The sequence below is a fragment of the Azohydromonas caseinilytica genome (assembly GCF_012927045.1).
GTDB classification, from domain to species: domain Bacteria; phylum Pseudomonadota; class Gammaproteobacteria; order Burkholderiales; family Burkholderiaceae_C; genus Azohydromonas; species Azohydromonas caseinilytica.
The window spans coordinates 44,274-60,347 of sequence record NZ_JABBFW010000011.1 but is presented as its reverse complement, the minus strand read 5'-3'; the positions used below and the strand labels follow the sequence as shown (position 1 = coordinate 60,347).

At 72.1% G+C, this 16,074-nt stretch carries 11 protein-coding genes; 5 read left to right on the top strand and 6 right to left on the bottom strand.

The window, feature by feature from the left end:
- Positions 1-18: 18 nt before the first annotated feature.
- From HHL10_RS16430 to HHL10_RS16420, 3 genes are all read right to left on the bottom strand, one after another.
- Positions 19-1,641 carry an alpha-amylase family protein gene (locus tag HHL10_RS16430; RefSeq protein WP_169161478.1) on the bottom strand — a complete coding sequence of 541 codons (1,623 nt, stop codon included), beginning with the start codon at positions 1,639-1,641 and terminating at the stop codon, positions 19-21.
- Between the two features lie 79 nt (positions 1,642-1,720).
- Positions 1,721-2,320, bottom strand: a complete 600-nt coding sequence (locus tag HHL10_RS16425; RefSeq protein WP_205833074.1) for a histidine phosphatase family protein — start codon at positions 2,318-2,320, stop codon at positions 1,721-1,723.
- 182 nt (positions 2,321-2,502) lie between these two features.
- On the bottom strand, positions 2,503-7,794 hold the full coding sequence (locus HHL10_RS16420; RefSeq protein ID WP_169161477.1) for a DUF4082 domain-containing protein: 5,292 nt from the start codon (positions 7,792-7,794) through the stop codon (positions 2,503-2,505).
- A 327-nt stretch (positions 7,795-8,121) separates the two neighbouring features.
- Between HHL10_RS16420 and HHL10_RS16415 the strand changes: the two genes are divergently transcribed.
- From HHL10_RS16415 to HHL10_RS16395, 5 genes are all read left to right on the top strand, one after another.
- Positions 8,122-8,580: a c-type cytochrome gene (locus tag HHL10_RS16415; RefSeq protein ID WP_169161476.1), complete on the top strand. Its 459-nt coding sequence runs from the start codon at positions 8,122-8,124 to the stop codon at positions 8,578-8,580.
- On the top strand, positions 8,577-9,161 hold the full coding sequence (locus HHL10_RS16410) for an SCO family protein (protein WP_169161475.1): 585 nt from the start codon (positions 8,577-8,579) through the stop codon (positions 9,159-9,161). Before HHL10_RS16415 ends, HHL10_RS16410 begins: the two co-directional genes overlap by 4 nt.
- Before the next feature lie 58 nt (positions 9,162-9,219).
- The gene (locus tag HHL10_RS16405) at positions 9,220-10,512 is read left to right on the top strand and encodes a M16 family metallopeptidase (RefSeq protein WP_310734611.1); all 1,293 of its coding nucleotides are present in this window, start codon (positions 9,220-9,222) and stop codon (positions 10,510-10,512) included.
- Positions 10,513-10,932: 420 nt separating this feature from the next.
- The gene (locus tag HHL10_RS16400; RefSeq protein ID WP_310734610.1) at positions 10,933-12,615 is read left to right on the top strand and encodes a pyrroloquinoline quinone-dependent dehydrogenase; all 1,683 of its coding nucleotides are present in this window, start codon (positions 10,933-10,935) and stop codon (positions 12,613-12,615) included.
- A 103-nt stretch (positions 12,616-12,718) separates the two neighbouring features.
- Entirely contained in the window at positions 12,719-13,099 is a 381-nt protein-coding gene (locus HHL10_RS16395) for a c-type cytochrome (RefSeq protein WP_169161472.1), read from the top strand.
- Between the two features lie 79 nt (positions 13,100-13,178).
- On the opposite strand, the gene HHL10_RS16390 is transcribed toward HHL10_RS16395, so the two are convergent.
- From HHL10_RS16390 to HHL10_RS16380, 3 genes are read right to left on the bottom strand one after another with little or no spacing between them, the layout of a single operon-like run.
- Complete coding sequence (locus HHL10_RS16390; protein ID WP_169161471.1) at positions 13,179-13,946, bottom strand: lipoyl protein ligase domain-containing protein; 768 nt, start codon at positions 13,944-13,946, stop codon at positions 13,179-13,181.
- A complete protein-coding gene (locus tag HHL10_RS16385; RefSeq protein WP_169161470.1) occupies positions 13,933-15,051 on the bottom strand; it encodes an acetoin dehydrogenase dihydrolipoyllysine-residue acetyltransferase subunit in 1,119 nt (372 codons plus the stop codon). The genes HHL10_RS16390 and HHL10_RS16385 overlap by 14 nt, the downstream gene beginning before the upstream one ends.
- Positions 15,051-16,067, bottom strand: a complete 1,017-nt coding sequence (locus HHL10_RS16380) for an alpha-ketoacid dehydrogenase subunit beta (protein ID WP_169161469.1) — start codon at positions 16,065-16,067, stop codon at positions 15,051-15,053. Before HHL10_RS16380 ends, HHL10_RS16385 begins: the two co-directional genes overlap by 1 nt.
- Positions 16,068-16,074: the final 7 nt, after the last annotated feature.

Genomic DNA, 16,074 nt, shown 5'->3' with positions numbered 1-16,074 from the left:
CCCGCTTTCACCCTGCTCTCACCCCGCCCTCAGCCACCGGTACCCGTACGGCTCCAGCGCCAGCCAGCAGCTGCCGTCGCAATGCGTCTCCAGCGGCTGGCCCGCGAGCAGGTCGTACAGGCCGGCGCAGCTGGCCTCGGGCGGCAGCGCCAGCTCCAGCGGATGCTCGCCCAGGTTGTGCAGGGCGAAGTAGGTCTTGCCCTCGTACTCGCAGCGCATGGCCAGCAGCGGCGGAGTGCCCAGGTCCAGGAAGCAGCAACTGCCCAGGCCGAAGGCCGGGCACTGGCGGCGCAGGCGCAGCATGCGCTCCAGCCGGTTGAGCAGCGACTCCGGGTCGGCACGCTGGGCATCGACGTTCACTTCCTCGTAGCCGAACTCGCCGCCGCTGATCACCGGCAGGCGCAGCCGCTCGGCCGGGGCGCTGGAGAAGCCGCCGTTGGGCGCCCGGCTCCACTGCATGGGCGTGCGCACGCTGGCGCGCTCCTTGAGCGACAGGTCCTCACCCATGCCGATCTCGTCGCCGTAGCGCAGCACCGGCGTGCCCGGCAGCGTCAGCAGCAGGCTGTGCGCCAGCGCCAGGCGGCGCGCGTCGTTGCCCAGCATCGGCGCCAGGCGCCGGCGCAGGCCGCGGCCGTAGAGCTGCATCTCGGGCTCCGGGCCGAAGGCGCGGAACACCTCCTGGCGCTCGGCCTCGCTGAGCCGGCCCAGGTCCAGCTCGTCGTGGCTGCGCAGGAAATGCGCCCAGCGGCACCAGGAGGGCAGCGCCGGCAGCTCCTCCCAGGCCTGGCGCAGCGGCCGCGCGTCGCCGCGCGCCAGCGCCAGAAACAGGTGCTGGTTGAGCCAGAAGCTGAAGCTCATGTGGATCTGGTCGCCGTCGCCGAAGTAGCTGGGCACCTCCTCGGGCGTGATGTTGGCCTCGGCCATCAGGCACACGTCGCCGCGCAGCGTCTGCACATGCTGGCGCAGCTCGCGCAGGTAGCCGAAGGCGATGCGCTGGCCTTCCCGCGGCAGGCCCTGCAGCTCCAGCAGGAAGGGCAGCGCGTCCACGCGGAAGCCGCTCACGCCCAGCTCCAGCCAGAAGCCGGTGATCTTCTCGATCTCGCGCCGCACCGCGGGATGCGCGATGTTGAGCTCGGCCTGGTGGTCGTAGAAGCGGTGGAAATAGTAGGCCTGCGCCTTTTCGTCCCAGGTCCAGGTCGTCTGCTGGCTGCCCGGGAAGACCGTGCCCTCCTCGGCGTCCTCGGGTTTTGCGTCGGACCAGACGTACCAGTCGCGCAGCGGGGAGTTGCGGTCGGCGCGCGCGGCCTGGAACCAGGCATGGTCGGTGGAGGTGTGATTCACCACCAGGTCGATGACGACGCGGATGCCGCGCTCGCGCGCGCGGCGCATGAACTCCACGAAGTCGCCCAGCGTGCCCAGGGCCGGATCGACGGCGTAGTAGTCGGTGATGTCGTAGCCGTTGTCGCGCAGCGGCGAGGGAAAGAAGGGCTGCAGCCAGACGCAGCTGATGTTGAGCCCGGCCAGGTGCTCCAGGTGCTGCGCCAGCCCGGCGAAGTCGCCGATGCCGTCGCCGTTGCCGTCGGCGAAGGTGCGTACGTCCAGGCAGTAGACGATGGCGCTCTGGTACCAGGGCTCGGCCATGGCAGTCCCCTTTGTGCTCGTTGCGCGGCGCAGGCAAGAAAGACTCCCAAGGCCGACGCCAGGTTCCGCAGCCGGTGCTTCAGCGCGGCGGCGCGATGCGCCCCACCAGCGCCAGATCGTCGCCCCGGGGCCGCAGCACGATGCCCTCGGCCGAGGACACGCCCAGGCCGGTGAGGGCGGTGATGTTGACCTGGTGCGTCACCACCACCAGCGCGCCGGGGCCGCGCCAGGCCAGCAGCTTCCGGCGCGCGGCGGCGGTCTGCTCGTCCTTGTCGCCGCGAGCGGCGAAGAAGGAGTTGAACAGCGGCTCCTCGCGCACCGGCGCGAGCGCCATGAGCGTGGCGCTGTCGCGGGCCCGGCACCACTGCGAGGTCCAGAGCGCGCCGACGGCCACCTGCTGCCGGCGCAGCAGCTCGCCGATGCGCCGCGCCTGCTTGCGGCCCAGTTCGCTGAGGTTGCGCTGCGTGGCGCAGTCCTCCAGCCGGAAATCGGGCGGATCGCCGATGCCTGGCGCGTCGGCATGGCGCAACAGCACGATGGCGCCGCCGCGCAGCGCGGCCCAGACGTCCTGGTCCTCGGCGCCCGGCTGCGCCGCCGCGGCCCCCATGACGCTGCCTGCGGCCCATGCCGCCGCTGCCGCCGCGAGCAGCCGGCGCCTCGTCCATGCCTGTGGGTCCATGCCGGGTCCTTCCGTGGGGTGCGGCCATCTTGCCGCCAGGGCAGCGGGCATGGCGCGGAGGGGGATCAGGGCCGGCCCAAGGCGCCGTCGCAGCGGACCGCGTCGAGGCCGAGGCTCAAGAAGCAACGGGCGCCGCGGCAGGGACGGGCGCCCGCGCAGGCCGGCCTGGGCCGTGGTGGCGGCTACGGCGCGGTGGTGGAGAAGATCACGTCCACCCAGTAGTTGCCGCTGCGGTAGGAGGCCGTCGGGAAGCGGCTGGTGCTGGCGTACACGTAGACGCCGTTGCCGCCGCTCTCGCCGTTGCGCAGCGCGTACAGCGGCCCGCTGCCGAGGCCCGCCGTGGCGAAGTAGTCGCCGTTGAAGGCATAGCCGCCGCGTGGCGCAAGGTAGGAGGCGACGTACACGGTGTTGGCGGCAACGGGCACCGGCGTGGCGAACCTCGCTTCCTGCCAGCCGCTGGTGGTCTCGTTGATGAAGGTCGCGCTGGCCAGCGCCGTGCCGGCGCTGCTCCACAGCGTGCCCACATGCGTGCCGGTGTTGGCGCTGCCCTTGTAGAAGCGGATGCCCAGCACGTAACCGGCCTGGCTGGCGCGGAACTTCACGCCCAGGTTGACCGCGCCGGTGTCGTTGTGGCTGGCCTCCGCCGGCGTGGCCGACGCGGGCCACAGGCTCGTCGCGCTGCCCGGCGGCAGCGGCGCCGCGGCCTCGTCGCTGCCGATCTCGCGCACGTAGGCCGCCAGCCTGGTGATGTCGGCGTCCGTGGCGCTGACGTTGTTGTGGGCGCGGATGGCCGCCTCCAGCGTCGGCGCCGAGCCGTCGTGCAGGTAGGGCGCGGTGGCCCAGGCGTCGCGCAGCGTGGGCACGTCGATGCCGCCAAGCGTGCCGCCCAGGCGCTGGCCGCTCGACGGCTTTAGCGTGCCGATGTTGGCCAGCGTGTTGGCGCCGCTGTGGGTGAAGGCCGTGCCGCCGTGGCAGGCCGCGCAGTTGCGGTTGGCGAACAGCGTGCGCCCTTCCGCGGCGGTGGCCGACAGCGTGGCCGCGGCCGGGCGGTGCGGGCTGGGCGCGAAGGCGTTGAGCGAGGCCACGTAGGCCGCCAGCGTATCCAGGTCGGCCGAGACGCCGGCCTTGCGCTCGCCCAGCGGCTGGCTGCGCGTGCCGGTGTTGAAGGCGCTGTCGCTCATCAGCCCGGTGCCGCCGGCCAGGGCGCGGATCTGGCCCTCGAAGTCCTGCACCTCGTCGAAGTTGTTGCTCCAGTGCAGGAAGCCCTGCGCGCCGGCGCGTCCGCGCAGGCTGACGGTGTTGCGCAGGCCCTCGCCCAGGCCGGTGAGGTCCCAGACGCGGCCGTCCCCGCTGCCGTCGGCGTGGCAGACGGCGCAGCTCATGTAGCCGTCGCGGGCCAGCCGCGGGTCGCGCGCGTCGTAGAAGAACTGCTTGCCCCGCAGCACCTGCGCCGCGAGGCGCTCGGTGCCGACGGCCGCGACCTCGGCCAGCGTGGCCAGGCGCAGCTCGCCGAACTGGACCAGACGGGTAAGGTCCAGCACGCCCAGGCTGCGGTCCATGAAGTTGTTGACGAACAGCCGCCGGCCATCGGCCGACACCGCCAGCCCGTCAGGGGCGCGGCCCACGCCGAAGCGCAGGATCTCCCGGCGGCGTACCGGATCGACCAGCGCCACCTCGCGGCTGCTTTGCAGCGCCACGAACAGGTAGGCGCCGCTCGGGTGGAACACCGCGGCGCTGGACAGGCTGGAGTTGTCGTGGTCCACGCGTCCGGGGTAATCCTCGGACCAGCTGCCAAGGTCGATGCGCGAGCTGATGGCGCGCACCGTGTTCTGGAAGTCCAGGTTGGCGCCGCTGCGCAGCGTGCCGCGCTTGACGTTGTCCTGCTTGGACGGCACCCAGGCGCTGCGCCCGTCCGGGGCGATGACGGCCGCGCCCAGGTAGTTGGGCAGCCCGGCACCCTGCAGCGTGGTGTCGGCCTTGTCGCTGTGCCGCAGCACCACGGTGCGCTCGATGGCGGGCGCCGACGTCGCCACCACGACTTCGCCGCCGCGCGGGCTGCCGTCGGCGCCGGTGGTGCTCACCGTGGCCGTGCCTTCGCCGGGCAGCGGCGGCGAGACGAAGCGCGACACCAGCACCCGCGCGCCCGAGGCGGTGACCGAGAGGTGGCGCGGGTTCGGGCCCACGTCCAGCGCGCCCAGCGTGGCGCCGGTGGCGGGGTTGAGCTTGAGCAGCCGCCCAGAGGCCTCCAGCGTCAGCCAGGCGGCACTGCCGTCGGCGGCGAAGGCCAGGCCGAAGGGCGCGCTGCCGCGCGGCAGGCTCAGGGTCTGCACCACCGCCAGCGACGTGGGACTGATCACCGACAGCGTGGCGCTGCCCTTGTTCGCGACCCACACGCGCCCGTCCGGCGCGACGGCGAGGCTGCGCGGCATGCTGCCGACGGCGATCTCCGCCTGCCGCGCCAGCGTGACGGCGTCGAAGACGCTGACGCTGTCGTTGTCCTGGTTCACCAGCCAGACGCGGGCGTTGGCGCCGCTGCGGTTCTCCAGCACCACGTTGGAGGAGTGCGTGGGCCGCGCGCTGCCGGCGGGCGCCTCCACCACCGCCTGCACGAAGCTCAATGTCTTGACCGTGCCGCTCGGGCTGGTGCCCGTGAGCGTGACGGTGTAGAGCCCGGGCGCGGCGAAGACATGGCTGGCGCCGGTGGCCGTGGACGGCGCGGTCGCGGGCGTGCCGTCGCCGAAGTCCCAGGCGTAGCGCGTGCCGCTGCCGCCGTTGGAGCCGGCGCTGTAGCTGGCGCTGGTGCCGGCGGCGACGGGCGGCGCCGCCACCGGATCGAGCGCGAAGGCCGCGGCCGCCACGCTCCAGGTGAAGGACTGGCTGGCGCTGCCGCCGCGGCCGTCGCTGACCTGCACGTTGACGCCGTAGCTGCCCGCGCTGCCCGGCGTGCCGCTGATGGTGCCGGTGCCGGTGTCGAGGCTCAGCCCGGCGGGCAGCCCGGTGGCGGCGTAGCTCAGGCTGTCGCCGTCGGGGTCGGAGGCGCTGAGCCTGAGCGTGTCGGGCTGGCCGACGCTGCCGCTGCGGTCGGCCACCGGCGCCAGCGTGGGCGCGCGGTTGGCGCCGCCCACCGGGGCGAAGGTCACCGTCTTCTCGGCCTCCGGGGGGCCCAGGTCCTTGAAGTTGCCGCTGGCGATCATGGTCCAGTTGTTACCGTCGCTGCTGGTCCAGAAGCGCCAGCCGGCGATGGTGCCGTTGAGCGTGCCGTCGCTGCGCGGCAGCACCTTGAAGCCGCCGATGCTGCGCGCCGTGCCGAGGTTGACGCTGAGCAGGTGCGGGTGCGGCGGCGCGCCGCCGGCCCACTGCGTGTGCCACATCGACGCCGGGTCGCCGTCGATGGCGTTGACCGCCGCGCCGGTGTCCTTGAGCGTGTCGCCGACGCTGTCCGCGCTGTCGGCACTGGCCGTCCAGCCCGTGCGCGGGACCACGGCGCCGCCGGCGTCGAGCAGGTTGAACTCGGCCACCGCGGTCCAGGGGCCGCCGTTGACCTCGCTCAGCGCCTCCAGGCGCACGTGGCGCACGCCGCCGCCGCCGTCGCCCCCGCCGCTGCCGGTGGCGACCGTCCACACCAGCGTGGTGCTGGTGGAGGTGAGAGCGTTGCCGGCGCTGAGCGTGACGGCGTAGCGGCCGGCCTGCGTGGGCGTGCCGCTGATCGCGCCGGTGGCGGCATTGAGGCTCAGCCCCGGCGGCAGCCCGGAAGCGCTCCAGGACGTGGCGCCGGTGCCGCCCAGCGCCAGCGCGACCGGCGTGCCGGTGGCGGAGCTCTGGTCGCCGGGGTTGGTGATGCGCGGCGCGCCGCTGCCGTGCACGCGCAGCATCTTCGCCACCGAGGGCACGCCGTCGGCATTCAGGGCGAACAGCATCCAGTGGCCCGGCAGCAGGATGCCCGGATTGCTGGGCAGCGCCACGCTGTAGCCGTTGGCGCCGTTGCCGGTAAAGCTCAGCGCCACGCGGCGCTGGTCGTTGTTGACGGTGTGCGTGACCGAGGACAGCCGCACCAGCGAGAAGGCGGTGACGGGCACGTCGGTGCTCACGGCGATGCGCGTGCCGTGCACGGCCTCGGCGGGCGCGGACGTGATCACGGGCCGCGTCGCGGCGCTGCCGTCGGGGTTGAGCAGGTAGTGTGGGGTGTAGATCTGCAGGTCGGGATGGTTGGCGTCGCAACCTTGGCCGCACAGGCCGCCGCCGGCCGAGAGCACGCGCGCATCGGGCAGCAGCAGCGCCACGCTGTGGTAGGTGCGCCCCACCGCGATGGGCGGCAGCAGCGTGAAGCTCTCGGTGGCCGGGTCGAACAGTTCGGCGCGCAGCACCGCGGTGTTGTCGGAGAAGTTCTTGGCGAAGGTCATGCCGCCGACGATCAGCACCTGGCCGTTGGGCAGCACCACGCTGTTGTGGTAGGCCCGCGCATAGGCCATGGGCGTGATCTTCCTGAGCTGCACGCCGGCGTTGATGTCGATGACGTAGGAGTTGGCCGTGGCGTCCACGTCCTCGTAGGCCGGGGCGCCGCCGGTCTTGAGCAGCTTGCCGGCCTCGTACATCACCACGTTGCCGTTGACGCTGAACACGTCGTCGCCGCGCGGGCCCACCGGCGTGATGCTGCCGGCGCCCTGGGGGTTGATCCAGTGCATGCGCACGCCCGGGCCGGCATGGAAGACCTGGCCGTTGCCCGCGGGCACCAGCCAGAAGTGGCTGTCGCCGCCGAAGCTGCTGTTGGCGGGCGAGGGGTCCACGGAGAGGAAGGAATCGATGGGCACGCCGGGCAGGCGCTTCCAGCCGCCGGCCTCGGTCCAGAGCTCGCCGTGCTTGCCGCCGGTGCCGCCGGACCAGGAGCCGCCCAGCGTGAACACCGAGCCGTCCTCCAGCACGCAGTTGGCCTGGTAGCCGCGCGGGATGTTCATGCGCGGGCCCACGCTCCAGGTGTTGGTGGCGGCGTCGTAGAGGCTGGTCTTCTCGGAGTCGATGCCGCCGCTGACCAGCAGCCGCCCGTCGGCGAGGTTGCTGGTGCCGGGGCAGAACATGTTGTGGCTGGTGCTGGACACCAGCGTCTCCGTCGCGGTCTGCGTGGCCGGATCGAAAATCGTGGTGTAGGTGCGCCCGGTGGCGGAGAAGGAGAAGCGCGTCTCGGCGGACCACAGCAGCACCTTGCCGTTGGGCAGGTTCGCCGCGGCCGCGGGCACCAGCGACAGCGGGACCAGCGGCGACCAGCGCCCCTGCGCCGGCGCCGCGATGGCCTGCGCCGACTCCCGCAGCGCCGCCTGGCCGGTGGAGCGTGGCGCATCGCCGCCGCCACAGGCCGCCACGGCCAGCAGCGCCAGCAGCACCCACGCCCGCCGCGGCGCCGAGGGCCGCGCGGCGCCGCACGCCATGGCGTGCGACACGCAGGGTGGCAGGCTCGACCTCGTCCCGTGGCCTCGGCACATGGCGGTTCTCCCCAGCAGCGAACGAAATTTCTGGACTCGCGTACTTCCCCTGGGCGGCCGCGCATGCGGACGCGGGCCGTGCCATGGAAAGGAACGGCCTTGCTTCTCAACGGGTCCCGAACACCGCAAGCCTCGGGGCCGCAATGCCGGCTGCGCAGCGCCCGGGCTCGTGGCCGGGGCAGGGCGCAGGCATGCCACGCCAGGAGCTGGCGGTGTCGTGTTTCAGTCTAGGCCCGGGAAAATGCCGCATCGGGACTTGGAAGAGAGCGAAACGGTAACTGTCGCAACCGTCCTCACGCCGGTCCCGGACAAGGCACACTGCTGCCCATGCCGCTGCCGGTCCCATCCCTCTTGCGCAGCCAGCGCCCGCGTTCCAGGCTGCCGCGCGCAGCGGCCTGCGCGCTGCTGTTGTGGGCGCTCACCAACGGCATGCCGGCGCCCGATCGGGCCCGTGGGCAAAGGCTTTTTCAAGGTGAGGAGCCGCTGGCGGCGCGCATCGCGGGGCAGGACTTCGCGCTGCCGGCCGGCGCCAGCCGCTGCGGCAACTGCCATGGCGGCGCGGCGGCGCAGCGCATCGCGCCGCTGCTGACGACCGTGTCGTTGACGAGCGCAACCAGCCGGCGCGGCGGGCCGCCGTCGCGCTATGACGCGGCATCCTTCTGCCGGCTGCTGCGCAGCGGGGTCGATCCGGCCCATGTCATCGTGCCGCGCACCATGCCGCGCTACGAGCTGTCGGATGCCGACTGCGCGGACCTGTGGAGCCACCTGAGCCGCCGCGAGCCATGAACACCCTGCCCTCCTTACTGCAGCGGCGCCGGGCGCTGGGCTGGATCGCCGCCCTGTGCGCCGGCGGCGCGCGGGCGCAGGCCGTGCCCGCTCACGGCAGCATGGGCCCGGTCAACCCGCCGCAGCCCGCGCTGGAGCTGCCGCTGGTGGGCGAGGCAGGCGAGCGTTTCGAGCTGCGGCAGCGGCTGCGCGGGCGCGTCAGCGCGGTGCAGCTGATGTTCACCGGCTGCAGCGCCACCTGCCCGATCCAGGGCGCGCTGTTCGCGGCGGTGGCGCCGCTGCTGCCACCCGCAGGCGCACAGCTGCTGTCGCTGAGCATCGACCCGCTGGGCGACACGCCGGCGGCGCTGCAGGCTTGGCGCGCGCGCTTCGGCGCGCACCCGGCGTGGCAGGCCGCGCTGCCGCGGGTGCAGGACGTGGACCGGCTGCTGGACTTCCTGCGCGGGCGCGCGCGCGGCGCCGACCGCCACACGGCGCAGGTCTACCTGTTCGACGGCGAGGCGCGCCTGGCCTGGCGCACGGTGGAGATGCCGCCGGCGGCGCATGTGGCGGCGCTGCTGCGGCAGCTGGCGGGGCGCTGAAGCCGGGCCGTCCCTGCCGCCGCCGGGGGCGCGCCGGGCCAGCGGCGACAATCGGGCCGTGATCAAGCCTGAAATCTCCCCGTCCCAGCCCGCGGCCGTGCCCGTCGTGACCGAGCTCGACAACGGCGTGCGCGTCGTCACCGTGCCCATGCCGCACCTGCGCAGCGCCAGCGTCGCGGTGTTCGTGCGCACCGGCTCGCGCAACGAGAGCGCCCGGCTCAACGGCATCTCCCACTTCCTGGAGCACATGGCCTTCAAGGGCACGGCCACGCGCGACGTGCAGGCCATCAACCTCGACGCCGAGCGCATCGGCGCCGACATGAACGCCTACACCTCCAAGGACACCACCGTCTACTACCTCAACGGCCTGGGCCGCGACGCGCCGCGCATGCTGGAGATGCTGGCCGACGTGGTGCTGGAGAGCACCTTTCCCGAGGCCGAGATCGAGCGCGAGCGCGAGGTGCTGCTGCAGGAGCTGGTCGAGTACGAGGAGGACCCGCAGTCCGTGGTGTCGCAGCTGCTGGACGTGGCGGCCTACGGCAAGCAGCCGCTGGCGCGGCCCATCATCGGCACGCGGCGCCACATCGAGCGCATCACGCGCGAGGACCTGGTGGGCTACGTGAAGCGCCACTACGCCGGCGCCAACCTCGTCATCGCCGCCGGCGGCGACGTGCAGCCCGCGCGCATCGACGCGCTGGCGCGGCAGCTGTTCGGCCATGTGCCGCGCGGCGAGGGCTCCGCCGCCGAGGCGGTGGCGCATGTGGGCGGGCTGCAGTCGCGCCGCCGTGCGGGCATCTCGCAGGTCTACAGCTCCATCGGGCTGCCGCTGCCCAGCATGCGCCAGGGGCACCACGCCGGCCTGGTGGCGGCCACGCTGTTCGGCGGCGGCATGAGCGCGCCGCTGGTGGACGAGGTGCGCGAGCGCCGCGGCTTGGCCTACCACGTGGCTAGCGAGGCTGAGGTCAGCGACGTGCACGGGCTGCTGGTCATCGACGCCATCACCCAGCCGCAGAAGCTGCTGGAGTACGTGGCCACGGTGGGGCGGCTGCTCAAGGAGCAGGCCGAGGGCATCGACGCGCAGCACCTGGAACGCGCGCGCAACCAGCTGCTGGTGCAGGCCGTGCACAAGCAGGAGCGTCCTTTCAGCGCCATCGAGGCCGCGGCGGAGCAGCTGTTCGTGCACGGCCGGCTCATCGGCGCGGACGAGGCGGTGCGCCAGATCGAGGCCGTGACGGCCGAGCAGGTGCGCGCGGTGTTCGAGGCCATGCTGCAGGCCACGCCGGCCGTGGGCCTGGCCAGCCGCGGCGCGGTGGGCGAGGTGCTGCAGGCGCTGCAGGCGGCGATGGCCTGATACGCATCGCGCCAAGTCTTCGAACCCCAACCCGTTCGTACTGACCCTTCGGTACCTCAGGGCAGGGTGCGCCTTACGGCGCATCGAAGCACGAATCCGGCAGGCTGCGATGGCAGCACGATGGTGAGGGCCGTTCATCCTTCGATACCTCGGAACGAACGGAATACGGGTCCATGGATTCCTTGGGACTCGTATGAGGCCGCATTCCTCAGCTCGTTGGCCCTGCGACAACTGTCGCGTGGGCAACAGCCGCGGCAGCGACAGCTGTAGCACCACACGCGCCGCTGCGCAGGCGGCCGCGGCACCGCCTGCCCGGTGCTGAGGTTCCATGGCCCGCGTGGCATGGAAGCTGCGAAGTTCTTCACGGCGACCGCGGTCGCCCGCGATCCCTGAGACAACGACTTTCCAGGAGACATGTCCGTGAAGAACACGTTCGGCAGCATCAAGGGGTGGAGTTCGGTGGGCGCGCTGTGCGCCCTGGGCCTGCTGGCCGGCCCACCGGCCGGCGCAGCCGGCAGCGGCCCGGGTTTCGACGACCCGGACAACTGGCCGCAGTACCACCGCAGCCACAACGCCTGGCGCTTCAGCCCGCTCACGCAGATCGACAAGCGCAACGTCGGCCGGCTGCGCGTGGCCTGGGTCCACCAGCCCGGCGTGATCACGCACGGCCTGCAGGCCACGCCCATCGTGGTGGACGGGGTGCTCTACAGCATCGCTGCCGACAACAACGTCTTCGCGCTCGATGCCGCCACCGGCCGCATCCTGTGGCGCTACACGCCCAAGCTGGACCCGATTGTCAAGGAGGTGTTCTACGGCTCGGCCAGCCGCGGCGTGACCGTGGGCCGCGGCAAGGTGTTCATCGGCACGCTGGACGGGCGCTTCGTCGCGCTGGACCAGAAGACGGGCAAGCAGCTCTGGTCCACGCAGCTCAGCGACCTCAAGAACGAGTACGGCGCGCTGTTCTCCTCGCCGCCGCAGCTCGCCGGCGACATCCTCTTCGGCGGCACCACCGGCGGCGACCAGCCCACCATCGGCAAGATCTTCGCCGTCAGGGCCGACACCGGCGAGCGCGCCTGGACCTTCGAGGTGCCGCGCGACGACCCCAAGAGCTGGCCCGGCAACAGCCGCAAGAAGGGCGGCGGCTCGGCCTGGCTGCCCGGCACCTACGACCCGGGCAGCGACACCATCTACATCGGCACCAGCAACGCCGCGCCGGACTTCAACCGCGAAGACCGCCTGGGCGACAACCTCTACACCGCCACGCTGCTGGCGCTGGACCCCAGGACCGGCAAGGTGAAGTGGCACCGCCAGGAGGTGCCCAACGACACCTGGGACTTCGACGCCGCCTACGAGGCGCTGCTGGTGCCCGACGGCCGGGGCGGGACGTCGCTGGTGCACCTCAACAAGAACGGCTTCGTCTACGTGATGAACCCGGCCGACGGCGCGATCCGCAACGTCTGGCAGTACACCGAGAACATGAACTGGGCCAAGGGCGTGGACCCCAAGACCGGCCTGCCCATCGACCCGGTGCACCCCGAGACAGGCAAGCAGAAGCTGCACTGCCCGAACCTGCTGGGCGCGCGCAGCTGGAACCACGGCGCCTACAACCCGAACACCAAGCTCTGGTACTCGCACGGCATGGAGGTCTGCAACACCGTCACCAGCGCCAGGCAGGGCGAGGTGCCGGGCATCGGCATGCTGTCGCTGGGGCTGTCGGAGATCACGCTGGTCAACCCGCCGGGAAAAAAGGCCGACGGCTGGCTGGGTGCATTCGACCCGCTCACGGGCAAACAGGCCTGGAAGGTGCGCTTCGAGCTGCCGCCGCTGAGCTCGGCGCTGGCCACCGCCGGCGGGCTGGTGTTCACCGGCGACATGCGCGGCCAGCTCTACGCCTTCGACGCCGACAACGGCAAGGAGCTGTGGCGCTTCAACGCCGGGTCGGGCGTGCGCGGCGGCCCCATCAGTTACGCCGTCAACGGCAAGCAGTACATCGTCATCCCCACGGGGCTGGGCTCGCACGCGCCGGGCTTCCTCACCGGCGCCTTCCCGCAGATTCGCGATCTGCCCGGCGGTGCCGCGCTGATCGCCTTCACCGTCGATTGAGCCTTGCGCTTGCGCATGGCGGCGGCCGGGTGGCCGCCGCTTGGGGAGGGCGGCCGTGCCGCGGCCGTCCTCCGTTTTTTGCCGATCCCGTGAGAGCTTTACGATGAACAAGCCCGAATTCGCGTTGCGTTCCCTGCGTGCCGGCCTGGCCGGCATGGCCGCTGTTGTTGCCCTGGCCGCTCAAGCGGCCGATGAGGTCAAGCCGCCTTTCCCATTGACCGACCCGGCCCGCGTCGAGGCCGGCAAGGGCCGCTTCGGCGCCACCTGCGCCGCCTACTGCCACGGCAGCGGCGGCGTGGGCGGGCGCGCGCCCAGCTTCACCGGCCGCAGCGACTTCGTGCCGGCCGAGGCCTTCAAGGTCATCAGCGAGGGCCGCCGCGGCACGGACATCATGCCGCCCTGGGGCAAGACCTTTACCCAGGAACAGATCTGGGAGCTGGTGGCGTACCTGAACTGGCTGGCGGGGCAGCCGGCAGCGCAGTGAGCCGGGCACCGCGCCTTCAACAACGAAGCGGGCCGGGGATCACCCGGCCCGCTTTTGCATTGGGGGAAATGTCGGTGCCTCAGCACAAGGCCGCGCTGCCGTCCACCACCTGCGCCAGCCGCTGGGCAAAGCTCGCCGCCGTGAGGCCCGGGCGCGGCCCGTCCACCGGCACCCGGTCCAGCCCCGACACCAGGTTTGCCACCGCCTCCACCCGGTACTGCTTGTCACTGCCGAGCTGCGCCTCGAAGGCGTTGGCCCGCCCCACCAGCAAGGGCAGGTCCGCATCCACCAGCACGCAGGCATGCGCCAGCACCACATGCTCCTCGGCGTTCGCCCGCTTCCAGTACTGGGCCGTGCCCACCACCTTGCGCCCGTCCAGCGCGAGGTTGAAGCGGCCGTCGCAGAAGGAGCCTTCCACCGGCTGCGCCAGCGCCTCCAGGCCGAAAGCCTCGAAGGCCTCCTGCAGCAGCCCGCACAGCCCGCGGTAGACCGGCTCCATCGCCTCGGCCATGCGGCAGCGCGTGCGCCAGGCCAGGCTGAGGTTGACCATGCCCGGCCCCTGCGGCACCAGCCCGCCGCCGGAGCGGCGCACCGACACCGGCCAGCCCTGCAAGGCAGAACGCTCGCACAGCAGCTCGAAACGCTCGAAGCGCCGGTAGGTGGCGGGCACCACCAGCGCGGGCCGGCATTCCCAGATCGCGGCGAAGGCGCCGCCCCCGGCGGCGCGCTCCAGCAGCAGCTGCTCCAGCGCCAGCCCGTCCTGCGGCCGGTCACCCGCCGGCAGCAGGACGAAGCGCGGCGGCACCGGGGCCGCCGCGGCGGGGCGCTGCTCCTCAGCCGCCCACATGCCGGCGCAGCAGCCGGTTGACGTCACTGGCGCGCTCCATCTGCACCATGTGGCCCGCGCCCTCGAAGCGCTCCACCGTGGCGCCGGGCGGCGCGTTGGTGATGTGGGCCGCGGGCACCACGCGGTCCTCCGCGCCCCACACCACCAGCACCGGCTTGCCCGTGGAGGCGAGCTCCAGCCCCGGCCGCTCGGCCTGCCGGCCGTCGCCGAACAGCGCCTGGCCCAGCGACAGCAGCAGCGGCTCCACGCCGTCGAGCCGCTTGTACTTGAGCACGTCGTCCACCATCTGCCGGCTCACCAGCGCAGGGTCGTTGAACAGTTGCTCCAGCACCGGCTTGAGCTCGCGCCGCGACGCGGCCTTGGCAAAGCCCTCCGTGTAGCCGGCGTTGATGTCCTCGCCCAGGCCGGCCGGCGCGATCAGCGCCAGCGAGGCCACGCGCAGCGGGTGCGCCAGCGCCAGCTGCGAGGCGATGGCGCCGCCCATGGAGTGCCCCACCACATGCACCTGCTCCACGTCGAGCTGGTCCAGGAAGCGGGCCACGAAGTCCGCCAGCGCGCCCAGGCTGGTGCCGGGCAGCTGGACGGCGGACTGGCCGTGCCCCGGCAGGTCCAGCGCGATCACGGGCGCGGCCTCGGCCAGCGCGTCGATGTTGAACAGCCAGTTGTCCAGGTCGCCGCCGTAGCCGTGGATGAACAGCACCGGCGTGCCGCTGGCGGCGCCGCGGCGCGCGTAGCGCACGCGGAGGCCGTCCACCTCGGTCCAGAGGTAGGCCGGCGCGGCATCGGCATCCTCGCCCGCGTCGGCCGAGGGTGTCTCGTAGGCGGCGATGTAGGCGTCGACGTCGGCGTCGGACACCGACGCGTCCGCCATCACGCCCAGCAGCGCCTTGACCGGCAGCAGCTCGCCGACCTGCGCCACCTTGCGGCGCAGCACGCCGGGGTCGGCTGCCTCCACGGCGTTGGCGATCTTGTCGGTCTCGACCTCCAGGATCGGCATGCCCACCGTGATCTCCGTGCCTTCCTCCACCAGCCAGGACATGACGGTGCCTTCCTGCATCGACAGGCCCCACTTGGGCATGACGATGGGGGTGATGCCTTGAGCCATTACTGCTTTCCTCCTTTGACCGTGCGGCGCACCGCGTCGGCGATCTGCTGGGCGCTGGGGATGTAGAGATCTTCCAGCGTGGGTGAGAAGGGAACGGGCACGTGCGGCGGCGAGACGATCTCGATCTGCGCCTTGAGGGCCTTGAACGCGTGCATCGCCACCTGGGCCGAGATGTCGGTGGCGAGGTTGCAGCGCGGGCTGGCCTCGTCCACGCACACCAGGCGCCCGGTGCGCTCCACGCTGTCGAACACGGTGTCCATGTCCAGCGGCGAGAGCGTGCGCAGGTCGATGACCTCGGCCTCGATGCCTTCCTTGGCCAGCGCCGCGGCGGCTTCCAGCGAGCGGTGCACCATCAGCCCGTAGGTGACGATGGAGACATGCTCGCCCTCGCGCACCACGTTGGCCTCGCCGAAGGGAATGGCGTAGGAGCCCTCGGGCACCTCGCCTTCGAGCCCGTACAGGTTCTTGTGCTCGCAGAAGATGACCGGGTCGTTGTCGCGGATCGACTGGATCAGCAGGCCCTTGGTGTCATAGGGCGTGCTGGGGCACACCACCTTCAGGCCGGGAATGTGCGTGAACACCGGCGTGAGCATCTGCGAGTGCTGCGCCGCGGCGCGGAAGCCCGCGCCCACCATGGCGCGGATCACCACCGGCGTCTCGGCCTTGCCGCCGAACATGTACCGGAACTTGGCCGCCTGGTTGAAGATCTGGTCGAAGCACACGCCCATGAAGTCGATGAACATGAGCTCGGCGATGGGCCGCATGCCGCAGGCCGCCGCACCGATCGCGGCGCCCACATAGGCGCTTTCCGACAGCGGCGTGTCCAGCAAGCGGTCGCCGTACTTGGCATACAGGCCCTTGGTGACGCCCAGCACGCCGCCCCAGGCGTCCTTCTCGCCTTCGGCCCCGGTGCCGCCGACGATGTCCTCGCCCATCATGATCACGGAGGGGTCGCGCGCCATTTCCTGGTCGATGGCTTCGTTGACCGCCTGCTTGAATGAAATCTTTCTGGCCATGTCCTGT